Genomic DNA, 17,619 nt, shown 5'->3' with positions numbered 1-17,619 from the left:
TTATAGACTCACTGTATTAACAGGAAACCGCTTCCACTTCTAATAACGCCAAATCCTTCTTACGCAATACCAGACTTACGCGACGCGTTTCGATATGGATAGGATCGCCGAGCGGGGCGACGCGTACCACGTTGAAGGATGAGCCGGGTAGCATGCCAAGTGACAACAGTTTCTGACGATAAGCCGGGCTGATTTCACGGGCAAAACCGGTAATTTTCCACGCACTGTCAGGAGTGAATTGCATAGGGACCTACTTATATCTCGCTAACTGGATGATTACCTCATGGGGCGACAGGGCGGCATGAGACCAGATGATTAGCCAACGTAAGGGAAGAGTAAATAATCAACAAATCAATGATAATGAGAATGGTTTCTATCATCAATAGAATAAATGTGACGGAATGTACAATTGGATAATAATTTGAGCCAATTTTGATATTCCTCAATATTTATTCTGGTTGGAAACGAGTGATTCGCGGAAGTAATTATTGGGGATCTTAATGTTTAATTAAGGTTTCATCTGTTAATGAAGTGATAAATATATTGTGGTGCAAAGCGGGGCATAGATTAAATATGCCGGATGGCGACGCTCATGCGTCTTATCCGGCCTGCAAATTAATTGCGATAACCTGGCCGGACAGGGCGTTTACACCACCATCCGGCACAGGGTTTAAACTTAGCGTTTTTTACCCATCGCCGCCGCCAACGCATCCATCATCGCACTGTTGCCTGTAGGCTGTGCGTCACGACCACGCGGTTTCGCCGCTTTTGGTGCCGGGTGATTGCCCTGAGCGCGATCGTTATTCCCGCCGCCGCGGCGCGCATTGGTTTCACCCGGCTGCTCGTCCAGACGCATGGTCAGCGCGATACGCTTACGTTGCAGGTCCACTTCCAGCACTTTCACCTTCACAATGTCGCCCGCTTTCACCACGGTGTGTGGATCTTCGACGAACTTATTCGACAGCGAAGAGATATGCACCAGACCATCCTGATGAACGCCGATATCAACAAACGCGCCGAAGTTGGTGACGTTGGTGACTGCCCCTTCCAGAATCATTCCCGGCAGTAAGTCGTTCATGGTTTCGACGCCATCAGCAAACTGTGCGGTTTTAAATTCAGGACGCGGATCGCGGCCCGGCTTTTCCAGCTCTTTGATGATGTCGGTGACGGTCGGCACCCCGAAGCGTTCGTCGGTAAAATCAGCGGGTTTCAGATTGCGCAATTCGCTGCTGTTACCCATCAGGTCACGCAACGATTGCTCGGTGGCGGCCAGAATGCGTTCCACAACCGGATAAGCTTCCGGGTGGACGGTAGAGGCATCCAGCGGGTTATCGCCGTGGTTGATACGCAGGAAGCCCGCGCACTGTTCAAAGGCTTTAGGTCCAAGACGGCTGACTTTTAACAGTTGCTGACGGTTCTGGAATTGACCGTTCTCATCACGCCAGGCAACGATATTCTGCGCCATCATGCGCGTCAGACCAGCAACACGGGTCAGCAGCGGTACGGAGGCGGTATTCAGATCGACGCCGACGGCGTTCACGCAGTCTTCCACCACCGCATCCAGCTTACGCGCCAACTGAGTCTGGCTTACGTCGTGCTGATACTGGCCCACGCCGATAGATTTCGGATCGATTTTCACCAGCTCAGCCAGCGGATCCTGCAGACGACGGGCGATAGACACCGCGCCACGCAGAGATACGTCGAGGTCCGGGAACTCCAGCGCCGCCAGTTCGGATGCAGAGTAAACCGACGCGCCGGCTTCACTGACGATCACTTTCTGCGCGGTCACTTGCGGGAACTGCTTTTGCACGTCGAGGAAGAAACGCTCGGTTTCGCGCGATGCCGTACCGTTACCAATCGCCACCAGTTCAACGTTGTGTTTTTCACACAGCGTCGCAACGGCAACGGCGGCTTTGGCGGCCTGACCGGTATGCGGATAAATGGTGTCGGTCGCGACCAGCTTACCGGTACCGTCAACCACTGCCACTTTTACACCGGTACGCAGACCTGGATCGAGGCCCATGGTGGCGCGCAGCCCGGCCGGAGCGGCCATCAGCAGGTCATGCAGGTTACGGGCAAAGACGTTGATAGCTTCATCTTCCGCACGTTCGCGCACGGTACCCATCAGCTCGGTTTCAAGGTGCATCAGCACTTTGATGCGCCAGGTCCAGCTAACCACGCCTTTACGCCAGCTGTCTGCTGGGGCGTTGTTCAGGCGCAGCCCCAGATGATCGCGGATAATCTGCTCGCCGTGGCTCTCTTTTGGTGGCTCATCGAATTGCGGATCGGCATTCAGTGAAAGCTGTAACACGCCTTCGTTACGACCACGGAACATGGCCAGCGCACGGTGGGATGGCACGGTAGAAATCGGTTCGTGGTGATCGAAGTAGTCGCGGAACTTAGCGCCTTCCTCTTCTTTACCGCTTACCACGGTGGCGACCAGGTGGGCGTTTTTCCACAGATAATCACGTACTTTCGCCAGCAGAGCAGCATCTTCAGCGAAGCGCTCCATTAGAATGTAGCGCGCGCCGTCGAGGGCGGCTTTGGTATCCGCCACGCCGTTTTCGGCGTTGAGATATTTTGCGGCTTCCGTTTCCGGGTCGTGAGACGGTTCGTTCCACAGCAGGTCTGCCAGCGGCTCCAGTCCAGCCTCAATGGCGATCTGCCCACGGGTGCGGCGCTTTGGTTTATACGGCAGATAGAGATCTTCGAGTTCGGTCTTACTTAACGTGCCGTTGATCGCTTTCGCCAGATCGTCAGTCAGTTTGCCTTGCTCGCCGATAGATTTCAGGATTGCCTGACGGCGGTCTTCCAGTTCACGCAGATATCCCAGACGGGTTTCCAGATTACGCAGTTGCGTATCGTCCAGACCGCCGGTGATTTCCTTACGATATCGTGCGATAAACGGCACGGTGTTCCCTTCGTCAAGCAGGCGAACGGCAGCTTCTACCTGTTCAGCACGAGCCTGAATTTCACCTGCGATAATGCGGCAGAAAGAATCATTCATCATGGATAGCTTCGTCTATAGGATAAAAAATCAGGGGATAGTTATACGGATTGACTGGCAAAAATGCCAGCCATCTGCCGGGGCTTCGGATTGTTCCGGTCTCACTTCACGTATTCAATCTCATTCACGTACCAGCTGGCTTCGCCACCTGGGGTGTTTACTACTGCGAGATCGCCGACCTCTTTTTTCAATAGCGCCCGCGCCATTGGTGAGTCGATTGAGATGTAATCCTTACGACCGAAGATCTCATCGTAGCCAACAATACGGAATTTGCGGATGTCGCCATCGTCATTTTCAATCTCAACCCATGCGCCAAAGAAGACTTTGCCTTCCTGCTGCGGGGAGTAATCGACGATTTTTAGATTCTCCATGCACTTGGTCAAATAACGGACGCGGCGGTCGATCTCACGCAGGCGCTTTTTATTATACTGGTAGTCGGCATTTTCGCTGCGGTCACCCAGACTTGCAGCCCAGGTAACTTTTTTGGTGACTTCCGGGCGCTCTTCACGCCAGAGATAATTCAGCTCTTGTTTAAGTTTTTCATACCCTTCACGGGTTATCAGGGGCGTTTTCATCTTATTGTTTTACCTTCGACTCTGTGATGATGCGCACAATTAGTATTACGTGAGCATATCAACAGAATAAATAATGTATTGCGAGAAACATTGTATACTTAAGCTGCTGTTTAATATGCTTTGTAACAATTTAGCCTGGAATTCATACCAGAATTCGCTGGTGAGTCACGTTAGCTTTCTTAAGAATATACACTTAATTGTTGCGAACCTTTGGGAGTAATAACAATGCAAGAGAACTATAAGATTCTGGTGGTCGATGACGACATGCGCTTGCGTGCGCTTCTGGAGCGTTATCTGACCGAGCAGGGCTTCCAGGTTCGAAGCGTCGCAAACGCTGAGCAGATGGATCGTCTGCTGACCCGTGAGTCCTTTCACCTGATGGTGCTGGATTTAATGCTGCCGGGAGAAGATGGCCTGTCTATTTGCCGTCGCCTGCGCAGCCAGAGCAACCCGATGCCGATCATTATGGTCACAGCGAAGGGTGAAGAAGTTGACCGTATCGTAGGGCTGGAAATCGGTGCTGACGATTACATCCCGAAACCGTTTAACCCGCGTGAACTACTGGCACGTATTCGCGCAGTCCTGCGTCGTCAGGCGAACGAACTGCCGGGTGCGCCTTCTCAGGAAGAAGCGGTTATCGCTTTTGGTAAGTTCAAGCTGAACCTCGGTACGCGTGAAATGTTCCGCGAAGATGAGCCGATGCCGCTCACTAGCGGGGAATTTGCAGTACTGAAAGCGCTGGTAAGCCACCCGCGCGAGCCGCTGTCGCGAGACAAGCTGATGAACCTCGCCCGTGGTCGTGAATATTCTGCGATGGAACGTTCTATCGACGTCCAGATCTCCCGTCTGCGCCGCATGGTGGAAGAAGATCCGGCTCATCCACGCTACATTCAGACCGTATGGGGTCTGGGCTACGTCTTTGTTCCGGACGGTTCTAAAGCATGAGGCGAATGCGCTTCTCGCCACGAAGTTCGTTTGCCCGCACGTTATTGCTCATCGTCACCTTGCTGTTTGCCAGCCTGGTGACGACATATCTGGTAGTGCTGAACTTCGCGATTCTGCCGAGCCTCCAGCAGTTTAATAAGGTCCTGGCGTACGAAGTTCGTATGCTGATGACCGATAAACTGCAGCTGGAGGACGGTACGCAACTGGTGGTGCCGCCCGCATTCCGCCGGGAAATTTATCGTGAGCTGGGTATTTCCCTCTATTCCAACGAGGCCGCTGAAGAAGCCGGACTGCGTTGGGCGCAACACTATGAATTCTTAAGCCATCAGATGGCGCAGCAACTGGGTGGCCCAACGGAAGTCCGCGTTGAGGTAAACAAAAGCTCGCCGGTCGTGTGGTTGAAAACCTGGCTGTCGCCCAATATCTGGGTACGCGTGCCGCTTACGGAAATTCATCAGGGCGACTTCTCGCCGCTATTCCGCTATACGCTGGCGATTATGCTGTTGGCTATCGGTGGGGCCTGGTTGTTTATCCGTATCCAGAACCGGCCATTGGTGGATCTTGAACATGCGGCGCTGCAGGTGGGGAAAGGTATCATTCCGCCGCCGTTGCGTGAGTATGGCGCTTCGGAGGTGCGCTCCGTAACCCGAGCCTTTAACCATATGGCCGCGGGTGTGAAGCAGCTGGCCGATGACCGTACGCTGTTAATGGCGGGCGTGAGCCACGATTTACGTACCCCGCTGACGCGTATTCGTCTGGCGACGGAAATGATGGGCGAAGAGGACGGTTATCTTGCGGAGTCCATCAATAAGGACATCGAAGAGTGTAACGCCATCATCGAGCAGTTCATCGATTACCTGCGTACCGGTCAGGAGATGCCAATGGAGATGGCAGATCTGAACTCGGTGCTGGGTGAAGTGGTTGCGGCAGAAAGCGGCTACGAACGTGAAATCGAAACTGCACTGCTGCCGGGCAGCATTCAGGTGAAGATGCACCCGCTGTCGATCAAGCGTGCGGTTGCCAATATGGTGGTTAACGCCGCCCGCTACGGCAACGGCTGGATCAAGGTCAGTAGCGGAATGGAGCAGCATCGCGCCTGGTTCCAGGTAGAAGATGATGGTCCAGGCATCAAGCCGGAGCAGCGTAAACACCTGTTCCAGCCGTTTGTCCGCGGAGACAGCGCGCGCAGTACCAGCGGTACGGGCCTGGGGCTGGCGATTGTGCAGCGTATTATTGATAACCATAACGGTATGCTGGAGATTGGTACCAGTGAACGCGGTGGGTTGTCGATTCGTGCATGGCTTCCGGTTCCCTTCACTCGCGCGCCGGGCAACACGAAAGACGCATAACAAAGGGAGGCAAAATGCCTCCCTTTTTGTTGCTGTAGGCCGGATAAGGCGAAACCGCCATCCGGCACTTTTCGTTACAGCTTCGGTCCGGCGCTAACCAGCGCTTCACCTGCAGGGGTGTCGGTATATTTCTCGAAGTTCTCGATAAACAGTTTCGCCAGTGCGTTGGCTTTTTCCTGCCACTGCTCCGGAGATGCGTAGGTATTACGCGGATCGAGAATGCGAGTGTCCACACCCGGCAGCTCGGTCGGGATAGCCAGGTCAAACATCGGCAGACGGAACGTTTCCGCGTCATCCAGCGAACCGTTCAGGATGGCGTCGATAATCGCACGGGTATCTTTGATAGAGATACGCTTGCCGGTACCGTTCCAGCCGGTGTTAACCAGATACGCCTGCGCACCTGCCGCCTGCATACGTTTCACCAGTACTTCTGCGTACTGCGTTGGGTGCAGAGACAGGAATGCTGCGCCGAAACAGGCAGAGAAGGTCGGGGTCGGTTCGGTGACGCCGCGTTCGGTACCGGCCAGTTTGGCGGTGAAGCCAGACAGGAAGTGGTACTGCGTTTGGTCTGCCGTCAGGCGAGAAACCGGCGGCAGCACGCCAAATGCGTCGGCGGTCAGGAAGATCACTTTGGTAGCATGGCCCGCTTTTGACACCGGCTTAACGATATTATCGATGTGATAAATCGGGTAGGAAACGCGGGTGTTCTCAGTTTTTGAACCATCATCGAAATCGATGGAACCATCTTCGCGCACGGTGACGTTTTCCAGCAGCGCGTCACGACGGATCGCGTTGTAGATTTCCGGCTCGGCATCTTTAGACAGTTTGATGGTCTTCGCGTAGCAACCGCCTTCGAAGTTAAACACGCCGTCGTCATCCCAGCCGTGTTCGTCATCGCCAATCAGGCGACGTTTCGGGTCGGTGGACAGCGTGGTTTTACCGGTGCCGGACAGGCCAAAGAAGACTGCCACATCGCCTTTTTCCCCAACGTTTGCTGAGCAGTGCATGGAGGCAATGCCTTTCAGCGGCAGCAGGTAGTTCATTACGGAGAACATACCTTTCTTCATTTCGCCGCCGTACCAAGTGCCACCAATCAACTGGATACGCTCAGTCAGGTTGAAAGCCACGAAGTTTTCGGAGTTCAGACCCTGCTCTTTCCACTGCGGGTTGGTGCATTTAGCGCCGTTCATCACGATGAAATCAGGTTTGAAATCAACCAGCTCTTCGTCGCTTGGGCGGATGAACATGTTTTTGACAAAATGCGCCTGCCAGGCAACTTCGGTAATGAAGCGCACGGAAAGACGGGTATCGGCGTTAGCGCCGCAGAAAGCATCAATGATAAACAGGCGCTTGCCGGAAAGTTGCTGGGTGACTAATCCTTTCAGATGCTGCCAGGTTTCCGGGGAGAGCGGTTTGTTGTCGTTCTTACCTTTACCTTTGTCGGACCACCACAGCGTGTCGCGCGTGGTGTCGTCACGGACAATGTACTTATCCTTTGGCGAACGTCCGGTAAAGATACCGGTATCAACGGCAACGGCGCCCAGATTCGTTAACACGCCACGTTCATAACCTTCCAGGTTTGGATCAAGTTCTTCCTGGAAAAGCGTGTCGTAGTCTGGATTGTAAACGATATCCTGAACGTCATTGATACCATAAGCCTTGAGATCTTGCGGGGTTAAACTGTTGTTCACACGCATTTCACTGCTCCTTAGCCAATATGTATTACCTGGAATAGTAAGGTTTTTTAGGGATTGTTAACCGCGACAAGGCTCATAGATTTACGCATCCGGGAAAAACACGGGCGACCGAATGCGCTGCGACTCCTGTCACAAAGAGGCACATATTATGGCAGGAAACCCTTTTTTGTTGTGGAAAATGTTCTTAAAACGTTAATGGAGAGTGTTTTTGGCGGAAATCTTGTGAGTGTAATCGCATTCATGTAAGAAATGAGCGTGGGTTATACATAAACAATATCGATTCACTTCCCGTCGTCGTAGTCCGAAATCGTTCTACCAATGCTCAAAATTGTGAAGTTGATGCGATAATTAGCTTTTCCCTTCATTCTGGAAACTGACATGGATAGTGCTGAAATTTCACGTACGACGCGTTGGGGCATGATATTTGTCGGCCTGTTGCAGGGGACATTATGCTATCTGCTGATGACATATCTGGCGCCCCATAATGACGGCTGGCTGTTCTATGGCATGCCTGCGACGATTGCGATCACCTCGGCCCTTTTGCTTACTGTTGTTTCTTTCAAACAACGCGCGCTGTGGTACTGGATGGCGTTGATCTTTATTGTCGTGCTGGCGATGAGTGTCTGGCTAAAGTGGCAAGTCGAGGACAGTGATAAGTGGCGGCAACATGAAGTTTTTATGTTCTATGGTTGGCGCTTACTGCTGATGGCGATGCTTGCCTTGCCCTGGATTCAGTACTCGCTTCATGTCTCTCGTGAGCAGGCGCGTTACCCGCATTTTTATCGGCAATTGTGGCTTAATGCGTTGACGTTGCTGATTGTCTTTGTCGCCAACGGTCTGTTCTGGCTGGTGCTCTTGCTATGGAGCGAGATGTTTAAGCTGGTCGGTATTCCCTTCTTCAGCACGCTCTTCTTTGATACCGACTGGTTTGGCTATGTGGCCTTTGGTCTGATTACCGCACTGGCAGTGGTACTGGCCCGTACACAGTCGCGTCTGGTCACGGCGGTACAAAAATTACTGACGTTTATCGCCACCGGTCTGTTACCTCTGGTCGCGCTGTTGGCGCTGATGTTCATACTGACCTTACCCTTCACCGGGCTGGAGGCTATTTCGCAACGCGTGTCTGCGGCTGGGTTGATGTCAACGCTGACGCTGCTCCTGTTGCTGTTGATAGCTATCGTGCGTGAACCGCAAAAAGAGGCGTTACCCTATCCTGGCGCGTTACGCTACCTGATCAAATGCTCTCTGATTGTCGCGCCCATCTATATGCTGATTGCCGGTTGGTCACTGTGGGTGCGAATACAGCAGTACGGTTGGACGCCTGAGCGCGTTTATGGCGTGCTGGTGGTCGTGGTGCTGCTGGTATGGTCGTTTGGCTATCTGGCCAGCATTTTGCGCCGCGGGCGCAATCCGCTTGAGCTTCAGGGGCCGGTCATTCTTGGCGTTTCGTTGCTGGCGTTGGGGCTGTTGGTTCTGCTGTCATCGCCGGTTATTGATGCCTGGCGCATCAGCGTTAACAGCCATATGGGGTTGTATCACAGCGGGAAAATTAAACCGGATCAAGTCAGCCTGTATATGTTGGATCACAGCGGAAAACCGGGGCGCGCAGCGTTGGAAGCATTACAAAAAGATGTGGCGTTTAATCAAGACAGTAAACGCAGACGCGACTTGAATTCTCTGCTGCAAGGGCGCCGGGATCCGGTTAAAGAGCTAACCGCAACACAGTTAGTATCGAAGGTTGTGATGGCTCCGGGGAGCCAGAAGCCAGACGATGCGTTCTGGGTGTTTGTCAAAACACAGGGGTATCGCATCACCTCTTGTGCTGAGCAGAATGCGTGCGTACTGGTGAGTCAGGACCTCAATGCGGATGGTCATCCTGAGCAGGTGTTATATGCCTTTGGCGATGGGGAGAGTCTGGTCTTCGGCATGCAGAAAAACAAATGGGATTTGTTAGCGGTCGCCACGCTACCTGAAGGATTCACTAAGGATAAATTGCTGCAGGCGGTAGCGAATCAGCAACTGGGCTCAACCCCCAGAATCTGGCGGGATATCACTATTGATGGCAAAAGACTGCCGATGACTTATTACACCGAGTGAGTGTGTTGCCGACATCGTTTTTGCCGGATGGCAGCGTGAACGTCTTATCAGGCCTACGACAGTTTTTCCGTAGGCCTGATAAGCGCCGTGCCATCAGGCAAGACAGTGATTAATGCACCTGGGGATCGGCAGGGGAGGCATTGCTGCGGATCTCAGCAATATCCATGGCGTTAAACAGATAGTGACTACCGCAGTAATCGCAGTGCATATCGATCTCGCCTTCTTCCGCCAGAATGCTGTCCACTTCTTCGTCCGGCAACGTTTTCAGTGCGCCTGCGCAGCGTTCGCGTGAACAGGTGCATTTGAACTCAACGTCCTGCGGATCGTAGAGAGTAACTTCTTCTTCGTGGTACAGGCGCCACAGCACTTCGTTGGCCGGCAGCGTCAGCAGCTCTTCGGCTTTGATGGTTTCAGTCAGGGCTGTCAGGTGATCGAAATCATCTGCCTGCGCGTTTTGCGCCGGCATTACCTGCAGCAGCATTCCGCCAGCAGCGGGTTTGCCATCAACGTCGCCAGTGCGGATGAACAGGCGTGTCGGCAGCTGTTCAGAACGCATGAAGTAATCTTCCAGACACGCTGCCAGCGTGTCACCTTCCAGACCGACCACGCCTTGATAACGCTCGCCTTCTTCCGGGGTAATGGTGATCACCAGGTAACCGTTGCCCACCAGCGTTTTCAGATCGGCATCTTCAGGAATATCACCCTGCATGCGGGCCACGCCGCGCATCTGCTGATTGTTGTTGCCGTTGATGACGGCCAGGCTCAGCGGACCATCACCCTGCAACTGCACAGTGATATCACCGGCAAATTTCAGCGTGGCGGTGAGCAGGCTGGTGGCAACCAGTAGCTCAGCCAGTACGTTTTTGACCGGTTGCGGGTAAGTATGATTTTCGAGGATCTGTTGCAGGGTTTCCGAAACGGTCACCAGTTCGCCGCGCACGGCAAAGTTTTCAAACAGATAACGATGTAATTGGTCATGTTGCGGCATAATCATCTCTCTTGCAGGTGACAGTCACTCGCTGTCGCCGTGTTTAAATCGTAACAGGTCGCGGCGCTCTTTTTTGTCCGGTCGCCTGTCCGGGTGCGGCATGGTTAACGCGTTAAGTTTACGCGCCAGCGCCACTTTTTCGCGTTTTTCCACGCTTTCCGCGGTTTCTTCATACAGCGTAACGGCTTCCGTTGCCGGGCGACGCTGCTCGGTAATGGCCTTGATAATGACCGTTCGCTCGTCATTTCCCTGGCGCAGGGTGAGGGTAGCGTTCAGCTCGACAATCTTGCTTGGCTTACTGCGCTGGCCGTTGTAGTGCACCTTACCGCCTTCAACCATTTCGCGGGCTAGCGCACGCGTTTTGTAAAAGCGTGCAGCCCACAGCCATTTATCCAGCCTGACTTCAGCAGAGGGCTTTTCTTTCATGGCGTCTCCTTCACATCAGTGAGGGGATCAGTCGGCGGTAGTCATTCAGTGACGGATGGCGTGCGTACTGTTTTTCGGCGATGCCGGAGTCGGGATTGGTCACGCCGAGGCAGTAACGAATACCGTACAGAGCAGCGGCGTCGAGAATGGGTTCGCTGTCGTCAATAAACAGCGTCTTCTCTGCACTCATTCCCGTTTCTTCAGCCACAGCGTGCCATAACCGCTGATCCTCTTTGGGATAACCAAATGTGTGGGTGGAAAGTAATAAATCAAGGTGTGAGGCCAGACCGGTATGCTCAAGCTTCACCGCCAGATTATGCGGATGCGCGTTGGTGAGCAAAATGCGGCGCTTGCCGCTGGCTTTTAAGGCATCAAGAAACGGTACGGTATCTTCGCGCAAAACGGCGCGCGGTCCCTGTTCCGTGGTCATGGCGCAAATATCCAGATCCAGGCACTCGCTCCAGTAATCCAGGCAATACCAGTTTAGCGTATGCTGCACGGCATGATACTGCTGACGAATATAGTCCTGAGCTTCCTGAGGAGAGATACCCTGCTTCGCGCCATAGGTTTCCGGCACCAATTTTTGCCAGAAATAGTTATCGAATGCCAGGTCGAGCAGCGTGCCGTCCATATCTAACAACACGGTGTCGACATCCTGCCAGGCAATATTGATATGCATGGAAACTCCCCAGAAGAAAACATGATGCGCGACAGGGTAGCATATCCTGTCGCGCGAGCGTGTTATCGAATCAGGCTTTCCGGGTTGTCAATCAGTGTTGGATTGAGACAACTTTCGTAGTAGCTCTGAATTTCCGCGATGCGGGTGCGGTGACGCTGGTAGCGTCTGAATGCCTGTATGCTGTTGTAGATAGCGCATCCGAGCATGGAGAACATCAGCAGCGTCGTGCCAAGGTAGCGCCATAATCCTGAACGATCCGGAATACGATGCAGGCCAATGTGCTGGGTGCCATTGGCGTCAGTCGAAATATTGGTGACGATCCCCTCCGCGCGAAATGGTGTCTGCATTAGCATCTGCGCCAGGCGCTGGAAGGCGTTCCACTGTTCCTGGGGAGGATAGTCATATAGCGAGGTCGTCGGCCACGGCTGATCGACCAGATCGCTGCCTTCGTCGCTGATAATCAGGAAACCGCCAGGGGCAGGGCTATTCAGCGCCTGGGCTGCTCGCGCAGTCTCGCGTGAAATAAACGGCGCCGTAGAGGTATTCACCAGATTATCCAACGACTCTGCGCTTACCGGACGCAGCAGCACGTTCACCCCATCCAGCTTGCCTGCGTTCGCTCGTTTCACCAGCGCGGCCCAGTCTTTACTGTTACCGAGGTTAACCAGCGCATTTTTTAAGCGTACACATTCATCTTTGGCTGCACACAGATCGGCCGTTTTAAGGACTATCTCACCAAAATCGTCCAGTAACACCATGCCGGACTTTTGGATTGCCGAGCGTAGCGATGCGCTGACGCGAGAGTCATCGTCAGGTTTGGGATGCAGCTGACGGCTCACGGCCTGCGTGAGCGCGGTGGCCTTATTCACCAGGTCAGACTCAGGCAGCGGTAATGCGCGCGCATCATTCCAGATAATTTGCGAGCAATCGAAAGGCATAAACGGCGTGGCAGGCTGCGCATTCCAGCTCCCTTGGGTATGAATGTTACACATACCCGTACCACTCAGGTGCAGCGTGTCACCCACGCGAACGCCCGCGTTTTCGAGCTGTTTAACGCTGGTGGCTTCGATAGTTTGCGCGCCCTTCATCCAGGAGAGCGTGACCTTTATTGGCATATCCAGCGGGATCCAAAACAGCAGCATCAGCAGTACCAGCAACGAGCCGCCTGCGATGACAGCGTTGCGCAGCCAGTGCTGTAATGGGAAGTTTTTCACTTCATCGTGCAGAGATAAAAAACGCCCCTGGCGGACAACGTGGCGATCGAGATAAATATCGATATCCGTTTGCTGGCCAAGGTCTTGGGCGATGTAAGGTTGCCAGTGAGGTGGGTAGATCAGATCAATAATACCCAGCGAGATATTATTAATTTGCTCCTGGTCGTTTTCGCCAAACAACCCCCAGCGACGCGGCGTACCGCGCAGACAATGAATTTCCCGCAGGGCGCTTTTGGACGGCGGAGCGAATAATCCCCACAGTCCCGCAGCTAACAGCAACACCGCGCCACCGACTGCCCACGGCACAAACGTATTCGGGATAACCAAACAGAAAAAGAACAGCAGGAATGATGCGGTTATCAGCAACGCCTCGCGCAATCCCGAAGGGCGGCTGAGCGCATATTCTTCATGGGTTTCCTGGCGAATATTCAGCAGTTCAATCTGCTCACTTTCTTCACCACGAATGGATGCCTGGGTAGAAGCGGTGTGCTGCAACGCATAGCCACGCGCTTCCTGCATATATTCCTGTAGCGTATGGCCGTTCAACGAGATAACCAGTGGTATTGTATTGGTGTGGATTATCTCAACGCTGTTTTCGTCATTGATGTATTGTTCCCAGAAAGGGGGAAGATGTACCTCAACGGAATCAAGATAGTAGCGCCATTTGTTAGGATCGTCGGTGGTAATGCCGTAACGTGTAATCGAACGAGTAAGCACGATGACGCTATTACTTTGGGCATTCAACGTTAATGAGACCGGCGCAGAACTGGCTCCCGTTGGACCAGGTACTTGCTGAATTTGACTAAGGCTTTCGAGATAGTTTTCGACTGCACTGCGTTCTTCAGGCGCGAGTTTACGTTTCGAGGCGTCTGAGAAGACACTGCTCAAGGGTAAATTTTTCTGCCTGGATTTTGATTTGAGTAGCCATCCTGCAAGCAATGAGCAGGCCAGCAAAGCAGCTAAAAAAATCAGAATGGTGCTCATGCTTTCCCCATCTTACTTAGTCTGTCAGGCGTGGTCAGTCGCACCCTGTTCAATATTCGTGATTCTGTGGTTGGCTATCGGCAAGTGTGGAGTCGAACTTGAGCATCTTTAAGTACAGCCCAGTAAATGCGAATCATAGCAAAATCACTAAAAATGGAATATCAGCAAATTCCTGGAGTTATTTCAACCTATTGACTTTTAATTTGAAATAGGGACTAACTTTTAGTACGTTACATAAATGTAAATAAACGGCAATTCACATTGCCGAAACCGTGCGGTATATCGCACAATAACCCCAGATTTCACAGCAAAGATCCTCACAATGAGCAAATCATTACAGAAACCCACGATTTTGAAAGTGGAAACCATCGCCCAATCCCGGCTTTTTAAGGTCGAAAGCGTGGACCTTGAGTTCAGCAATGGCGTACGCCGCGTTTATGAACGCATGCGTCCATCCACGCGTGAAGCGGTAATGATTGTGCCGATTGTTGACGATCATCTGATCCTTATTCGCGAGTACGCGGTCGGGACCGAATCCTACGAACTGGGTTTTTCCAAGGGATTAATCGATCCTGGCGAAAGCGTGTTTGAGGCGGCGAATCGGGAGCTGAAAGAAGAGGTGGGGTTTGGCGCAAAAGATCTGACGTTTTTAAAGAAACTCAGCATGGCGCCATCTTATTTCTCCAGCAAGATGAACATCGTAGTGGCAGAGGATTTATATCCTGAATCGCTGGAGGGTGATGAACCTGAGCCATTACCGCAGGTGCGCTGGCCGCTGGCGCATTTGATGGACCTGCTGGAAGATCCTGATTTTCACGAAGCGCGTAATGTCAGTGCGCTGTTCCTCGTACGCGAATGGCTGAAAGGGCAGGGGCGGCTTTAATTACGATTGCCAACTGATGCCTTATCCGGCCTACAACATCCAGCAATATCAAATAATTGCGCCGAAATTGTAGGCCGGATAAGCGAAGCGCTATCCGGCAATCGATCAGAACAGTTCGTGTGTCTCACCATTATCAATAATGGTTGTTCCCACCTCATGCACCGCTTGTTGCGTCGGTTGTGTGCCTTCAATGAAGTACTCTGCGCGGCTATTGCCACCGCTCGCCAGTTGTCCTGTGCTGCGATCGATATTGACCGTCACGATACCCGGCGGTGGCGTCAGCGGCTGTTCAGGCACACCTTCCAGCACGGATTTCATGTAAGCATCCCATGCAGGCTGCGCACTCTTCGCACCGCCTTCGTAGCCGGAGATTTGGTCTTTGATCGCGCCGGAAGCCGTTGTATGACCAAGGTTGCGGCGATGGTCATCAAAGCCGATCCATACCGACGTTACTACCCCTGGTCCGTAACCGGAGAACCACGCATCTTTAGAACTGTTGGTGGTCCCGGTTTTCCCGCCGATATCATGACGCTGTAAATCGCGACCTGCACGCCAACCGGTTCCCATCCAGCCTGGTTCACCAAAGATATTGGTGTTCAGCGCGCTTTTAATCAGGAAGGCCAGCGGTGTGTTGATCACGTGCGGAGCGTACTCTTGTGTTCCGCTTTGCGCGACCAGCGCCTGGTTAGCCTGCTCAAGCTGTGGCATAGGCACAGCGGCATTCTGCTGTTCCTGCGAGACGGCGACATCTTCTACGTTACTGTTTTCCAGCACGTTAGATTTCTGGGTATCGCCGTAAATCACCGGAATATCGCATTCCGGACAGGCAATTTTCGGCTTCGCTTCGAAGATAACGCCGCCCATATCGCTTTCGATCTTACTGATGAAATACGGATCGATCAGGAAGCCGCCGTTAGACATCACCGCGTAACCGCGCGCCACCTGCAACGGTGTGAACGAAGCAGAACCCAGCGCCAGCGACTCGGTATGCACAATGTTCTGTGCCGGGAAGCCGAAACGTTGCAGATACTCTGCCGCGTAATCCACGCCCATGGCGCGCATGGCGCGTACCATGACTACGTTTTTCGACTGACCCAGCCCCTGACGTAAGCGGATAGGACCGGCGTACTGCGGCGGGGAGTTCTTCGGCTGCCAGTCGGAACCAGCACCGGCATCCCAGCGGGAGATCGGCACGTCGTTGAGCATGCTCGCCAGCGTCAGACCTTTGTCCATCGCGGCGGTATACAGGAATGGCTTGATGTTGGAGCCCACCTGGCGTAACGCCTGGGTTGCACGGTTAAATTTGCTCTGGTTGAAGTCAAAACCACCCACCAGCGCCAGCACCGCGCCGTTTTGCGGATTGATGGAGACCAGGGCTGAGTTGACGTCCGGCACTTGCGCCAGCCACCAGGCATCTCCCACCTGGCGTACCCAGATTTGCTGGCCAGTCTGTACTACGTCAGTCACTTTACGCGGCGTTGGGCCTTGTTGAGTATCCGAACGGTAAGGACGCGCCCAGCGCATACCATCCATCCGTAATGACACTGACGTACCATCCGCCAGCGCGGCAATGGCTTCCTGCGGATTGGCGCTGGTAACAACCGCCGGCAGCAGGGGGCCATAAGTCGGCAGCGCTTTCAGCGTATCGGTAATTTTCTTGCTGTCCCAACTGCTTTCGCCCACTTTCCACAGCACGTTCGACGGGCCGCGGTAGCCGTGGCGCATGTCGTAATCCATCACGTTGTTACGTACTGCCTGCTGAGCCGCCTGCTGTACTTTTCGCGTAATGGTGGTGGTGATGCGATACCCATCTTCATAGGCTTTCTCGCCATAACGGTTATACATCTCCTGGCGCACCATTTCAGACAGATACGGCGCAGAGAAAGCGATTTCCGGCGCGTGGTAGTTGGCGTCAATGGCCTCGCCGCGCGCCTGATCGTACTGGGCCTGTGTGATGTAGTTTTCGCTCAACATACGCGACAGTACAACGTTACGTCGCGCGGTTGCACGGTCCATCGAATAGAGCGGGTTGAAGGTTGACGGCGCTTTTGGCAGACCGGCAATCACCGCAATTTCACTTAAGCTGAGTTGATCCACTGTCTTACCGAAATAGACCTGCGCGGCAGCACCCACGCCATAGGCGCGATACCCCAGATAGATCTTGTTCAGATACAGTTCGAGGATCTCATCTTTACTCAGCAGTTGTTCAATGCGGATCGCCAGGAACACTTCTTTGATCTTACGCATCAGCGTACGTTCCGGGCTCAGGAAGAAGTTTCTCGCCAACTGTTGGGTAATGGTACTCGCCCCTTGCGAAGCGTGACCAGAGAACAATGCGACGCTGGCCGCACGGAAGATCCCCACCGGGTCTACCCCATGGTGCTCATAAAAGCGGCTGTCTTCTGTGGCGATAAAGGCTTTAACCATTACCGGCGGCATCTGATCCAGTGTGACCGGGATTCGACGTTTCTCGCCATATTGCGCGATTAGCTCGCCGTCAGCGCTGTAAACCTGCATCGGGATCTGTAAACGCACATCTTTGAGCGTCGCGACGTCAGGTAATTGCGGCTCGATATAGCGATAAAGGCCATAAATCGAGCCTGCTCCCAGCAGGATGCAACATACTGCAAGGATTAATAAATACTTTACGAACTTCACTGGAGATTTCCCATTTAGTGGCATTTGGGCAGTTTATAAACAAACGCGCGGTAGTATAAAGGCAAGCCAGACGCATTGATATACCCGTTAAAGCGACGGGTGATAAGGAGATCATCA

13 protein-coding genes are annotated in these 17,619 nt (G+C 53.2%); 4 read left to right on the top strand and 9 right to left on the bottom strand.

Translation table 11 applies throughout. The annotated features are described in order from the left end of the window. Positions 1-16 precede the first annotated feature (16 nt). From feoA to greB, 3 genes are all read right to left on the bottom strand, one after another. The gene (gene feoA / locus OGY72_RS20905; RefSeq protein ID WP_003023519.1) at positions 17-244 is read right to left on the bottom strand and encodes a ferrous iron transporter A; all 228 of its coding nucleotides are present in this window, start codon (positions 242-244) and stop codon (positions 17-19) included. 432 nt (positions 245-676) lie between these two features. Further along, positions 677-3,010, bottom strand: a complete 2,334-nt coding sequence (locus tag OGY72_RS20900) for a Tex family protein (protein WP_286549224.1) — start codon at positions 3,008-3,010, stop codon at positions 677-679. Positions 3,011-3,108: 98 nt separating this feature from the next. Further along, the gene (gene greB, locus OGY72_RS20895; protein ID WP_003023524.1) at positions 3,109-3,582 is read right to left on the bottom strand and encodes a transcription elongation factor GreB; all 474 of its coding nucleotides are present in this window, start codon (positions 3,580-3,582) and stop codon (positions 3,109-3,111) included. A gap of 225 nt (positions 3,583-3,807) precedes the next feature. Here greB and ompR point away from each other — a divergent pair, with 225 nt between their 5' ends. Further along, a complete protein-coding gene (gene ompR / locus OGY72_RS20890) occupies positions 3,808-4,527 on the top strand; it encodes an osmolarity response regulator transcription factor OmpR (protein ID WP_001157751.1) in 720 nt (239 codons plus the stop codon). Further along, positions 4,524-5,876, top strand: coding sequence for a two-component system sensor histidine kinase EnvZ (envZ, locus tag OGY72_RS20885; RefSeq protein ID WP_003827658.1), 1,353 nt, complete (start codon positions 4,524-4,526; stop codon positions 5,874-5,876). The genes ompR and envZ overlap by 4 nt, the downstream gene beginning before the upstream one ends. 74 nt (positions 5,877-5,950) lie before the next feature. On the opposite strand, the gene pckA is transcribed toward envZ, so the two are convergent. Next, entirely contained in the window at positions 5,951-7,573 is a 1,623-nt protein-coding gene (pckA, locus tag OGY72_RS20880) for a phosphoenolpyruvate carboxykinase (ATP) (RefSeq protein ID WP_003023529.1), read from the bottom strand. A gap of 378 nt (positions 7,574-7,951) precedes the next feature. On the opposite strand from pckA, the gene OGY72_RS20875 reads away from it, so the two are divergent. Beyond that, complete coding sequence (locus OGY72_RS20875; RefSeq protein ID WP_286549216.1) at positions 7,952-9,670, top strand: DUF4153 domain-containing protein; 1,719 nt, start codon at positions 7,952-7,954, stop codon at positions 9,668-9,670. Between the two features lie 109 nt (positions 9,671-9,779). Here the strand turns inward: OGY72_RS20875 and hslO are convergent, their stop codons facing one another. From hslO to igaA, 4 genes are all read right to left on the bottom strand, one after another. Continuing rightward, positions 9,780-10,658, bottom strand: coding sequence for an Hsp33 family molecular chaperone HslO (hslO, locus tag OGY72_RS20870; RefSeq protein ID WP_003023531.1), 879 nt, complete (start codon positions 10,656-10,658; stop codon positions 9,780-9,782). A 24-nt stretch (positions 10,659-10,682) separates the two neighbouring features. Beyond that, positions 10,683-11,084 (bottom strand): ribosome-associated heat shock protein Hsp15, encoded by a 402-nt coding sequence (hslR, locus tag OGY72_RS20865; protein ID WP_016157639.1) that lies wholly within the window; start codon positions 11,082-11,084, stop codon positions 10,683-10,685. A gap of 10 nt (positions 11,085-11,094) precedes the next feature. Beyond that, on the bottom strand, positions 11,095-11,763 hold the full coding sequence (gene yrfG, locus OGY72_RS20860) for a GMP/IMP nucleotidase (RefSeq protein ID WP_003023533.1): 669 nt from the start codon (positions 11,761-11,763) through the stop codon (positions 11,095-11,097). Between the two features lie 62 nt (positions 11,764-11,825). Beyond that, complete coding sequence (gene igaA, locus OGY72_RS20855) at positions 11,826-13,961, bottom strand: intracellular growth attenuator protein IgaA (protein WP_149384416.1); 2,136 nt, start codon at positions 13,959-13,961, stop codon at positions 11,826-11,828. A 322-nt stretch (positions 13,962-14,283) separates the two neighbouring features. Here igaA and nudE point away from each other — a divergent pair, with 322 nt between their 5' ends. Next, on the top strand, positions 14,284-14,844 hold the full coding sequence (gene nudE / locus OGY72_RS20850) for an ADP compounds hydrolase NudE (protein ID WP_048236942.1): 561 nt from the start codon (positions 14,284-14,286) through the stop codon (positions 14,842-14,844). 105 nt (positions 14,845-14,949) lie between these two features. Here the strand turns inward: nudE and mrcA are convergent, their stop codons facing one another. Continuing rightward, entirely contained in the window at positions 14,950-17,502 is a 2,553-nt protein-coding gene (gene mrcA, locus OGY72_RS20845; protein WP_286549210.1) for a peptidoglycan glycosyltransferase/peptidoglycan DD-transpeptidase MrcA, read from the bottom strand. Positions 17,503-17,619 lie beyond the last annotated feature (117 nt).

Origin of the sequence: Citrobacter sp. Cpo221, from assembly GCF_030332345.1 — a bacterium.
Classification (GTDB): Bacteria; Pseudomonadota; Gammaproteobacteria; order Enterobacterales; family Enterobacteriaceae; genus Citrobacter; species Citrobacter portucalensis.
The sequence above is the reverse complement of the archived record's forward strand: the minus strand, read 5'-3'. Positions and strand labels throughout refer to the sequence as shown.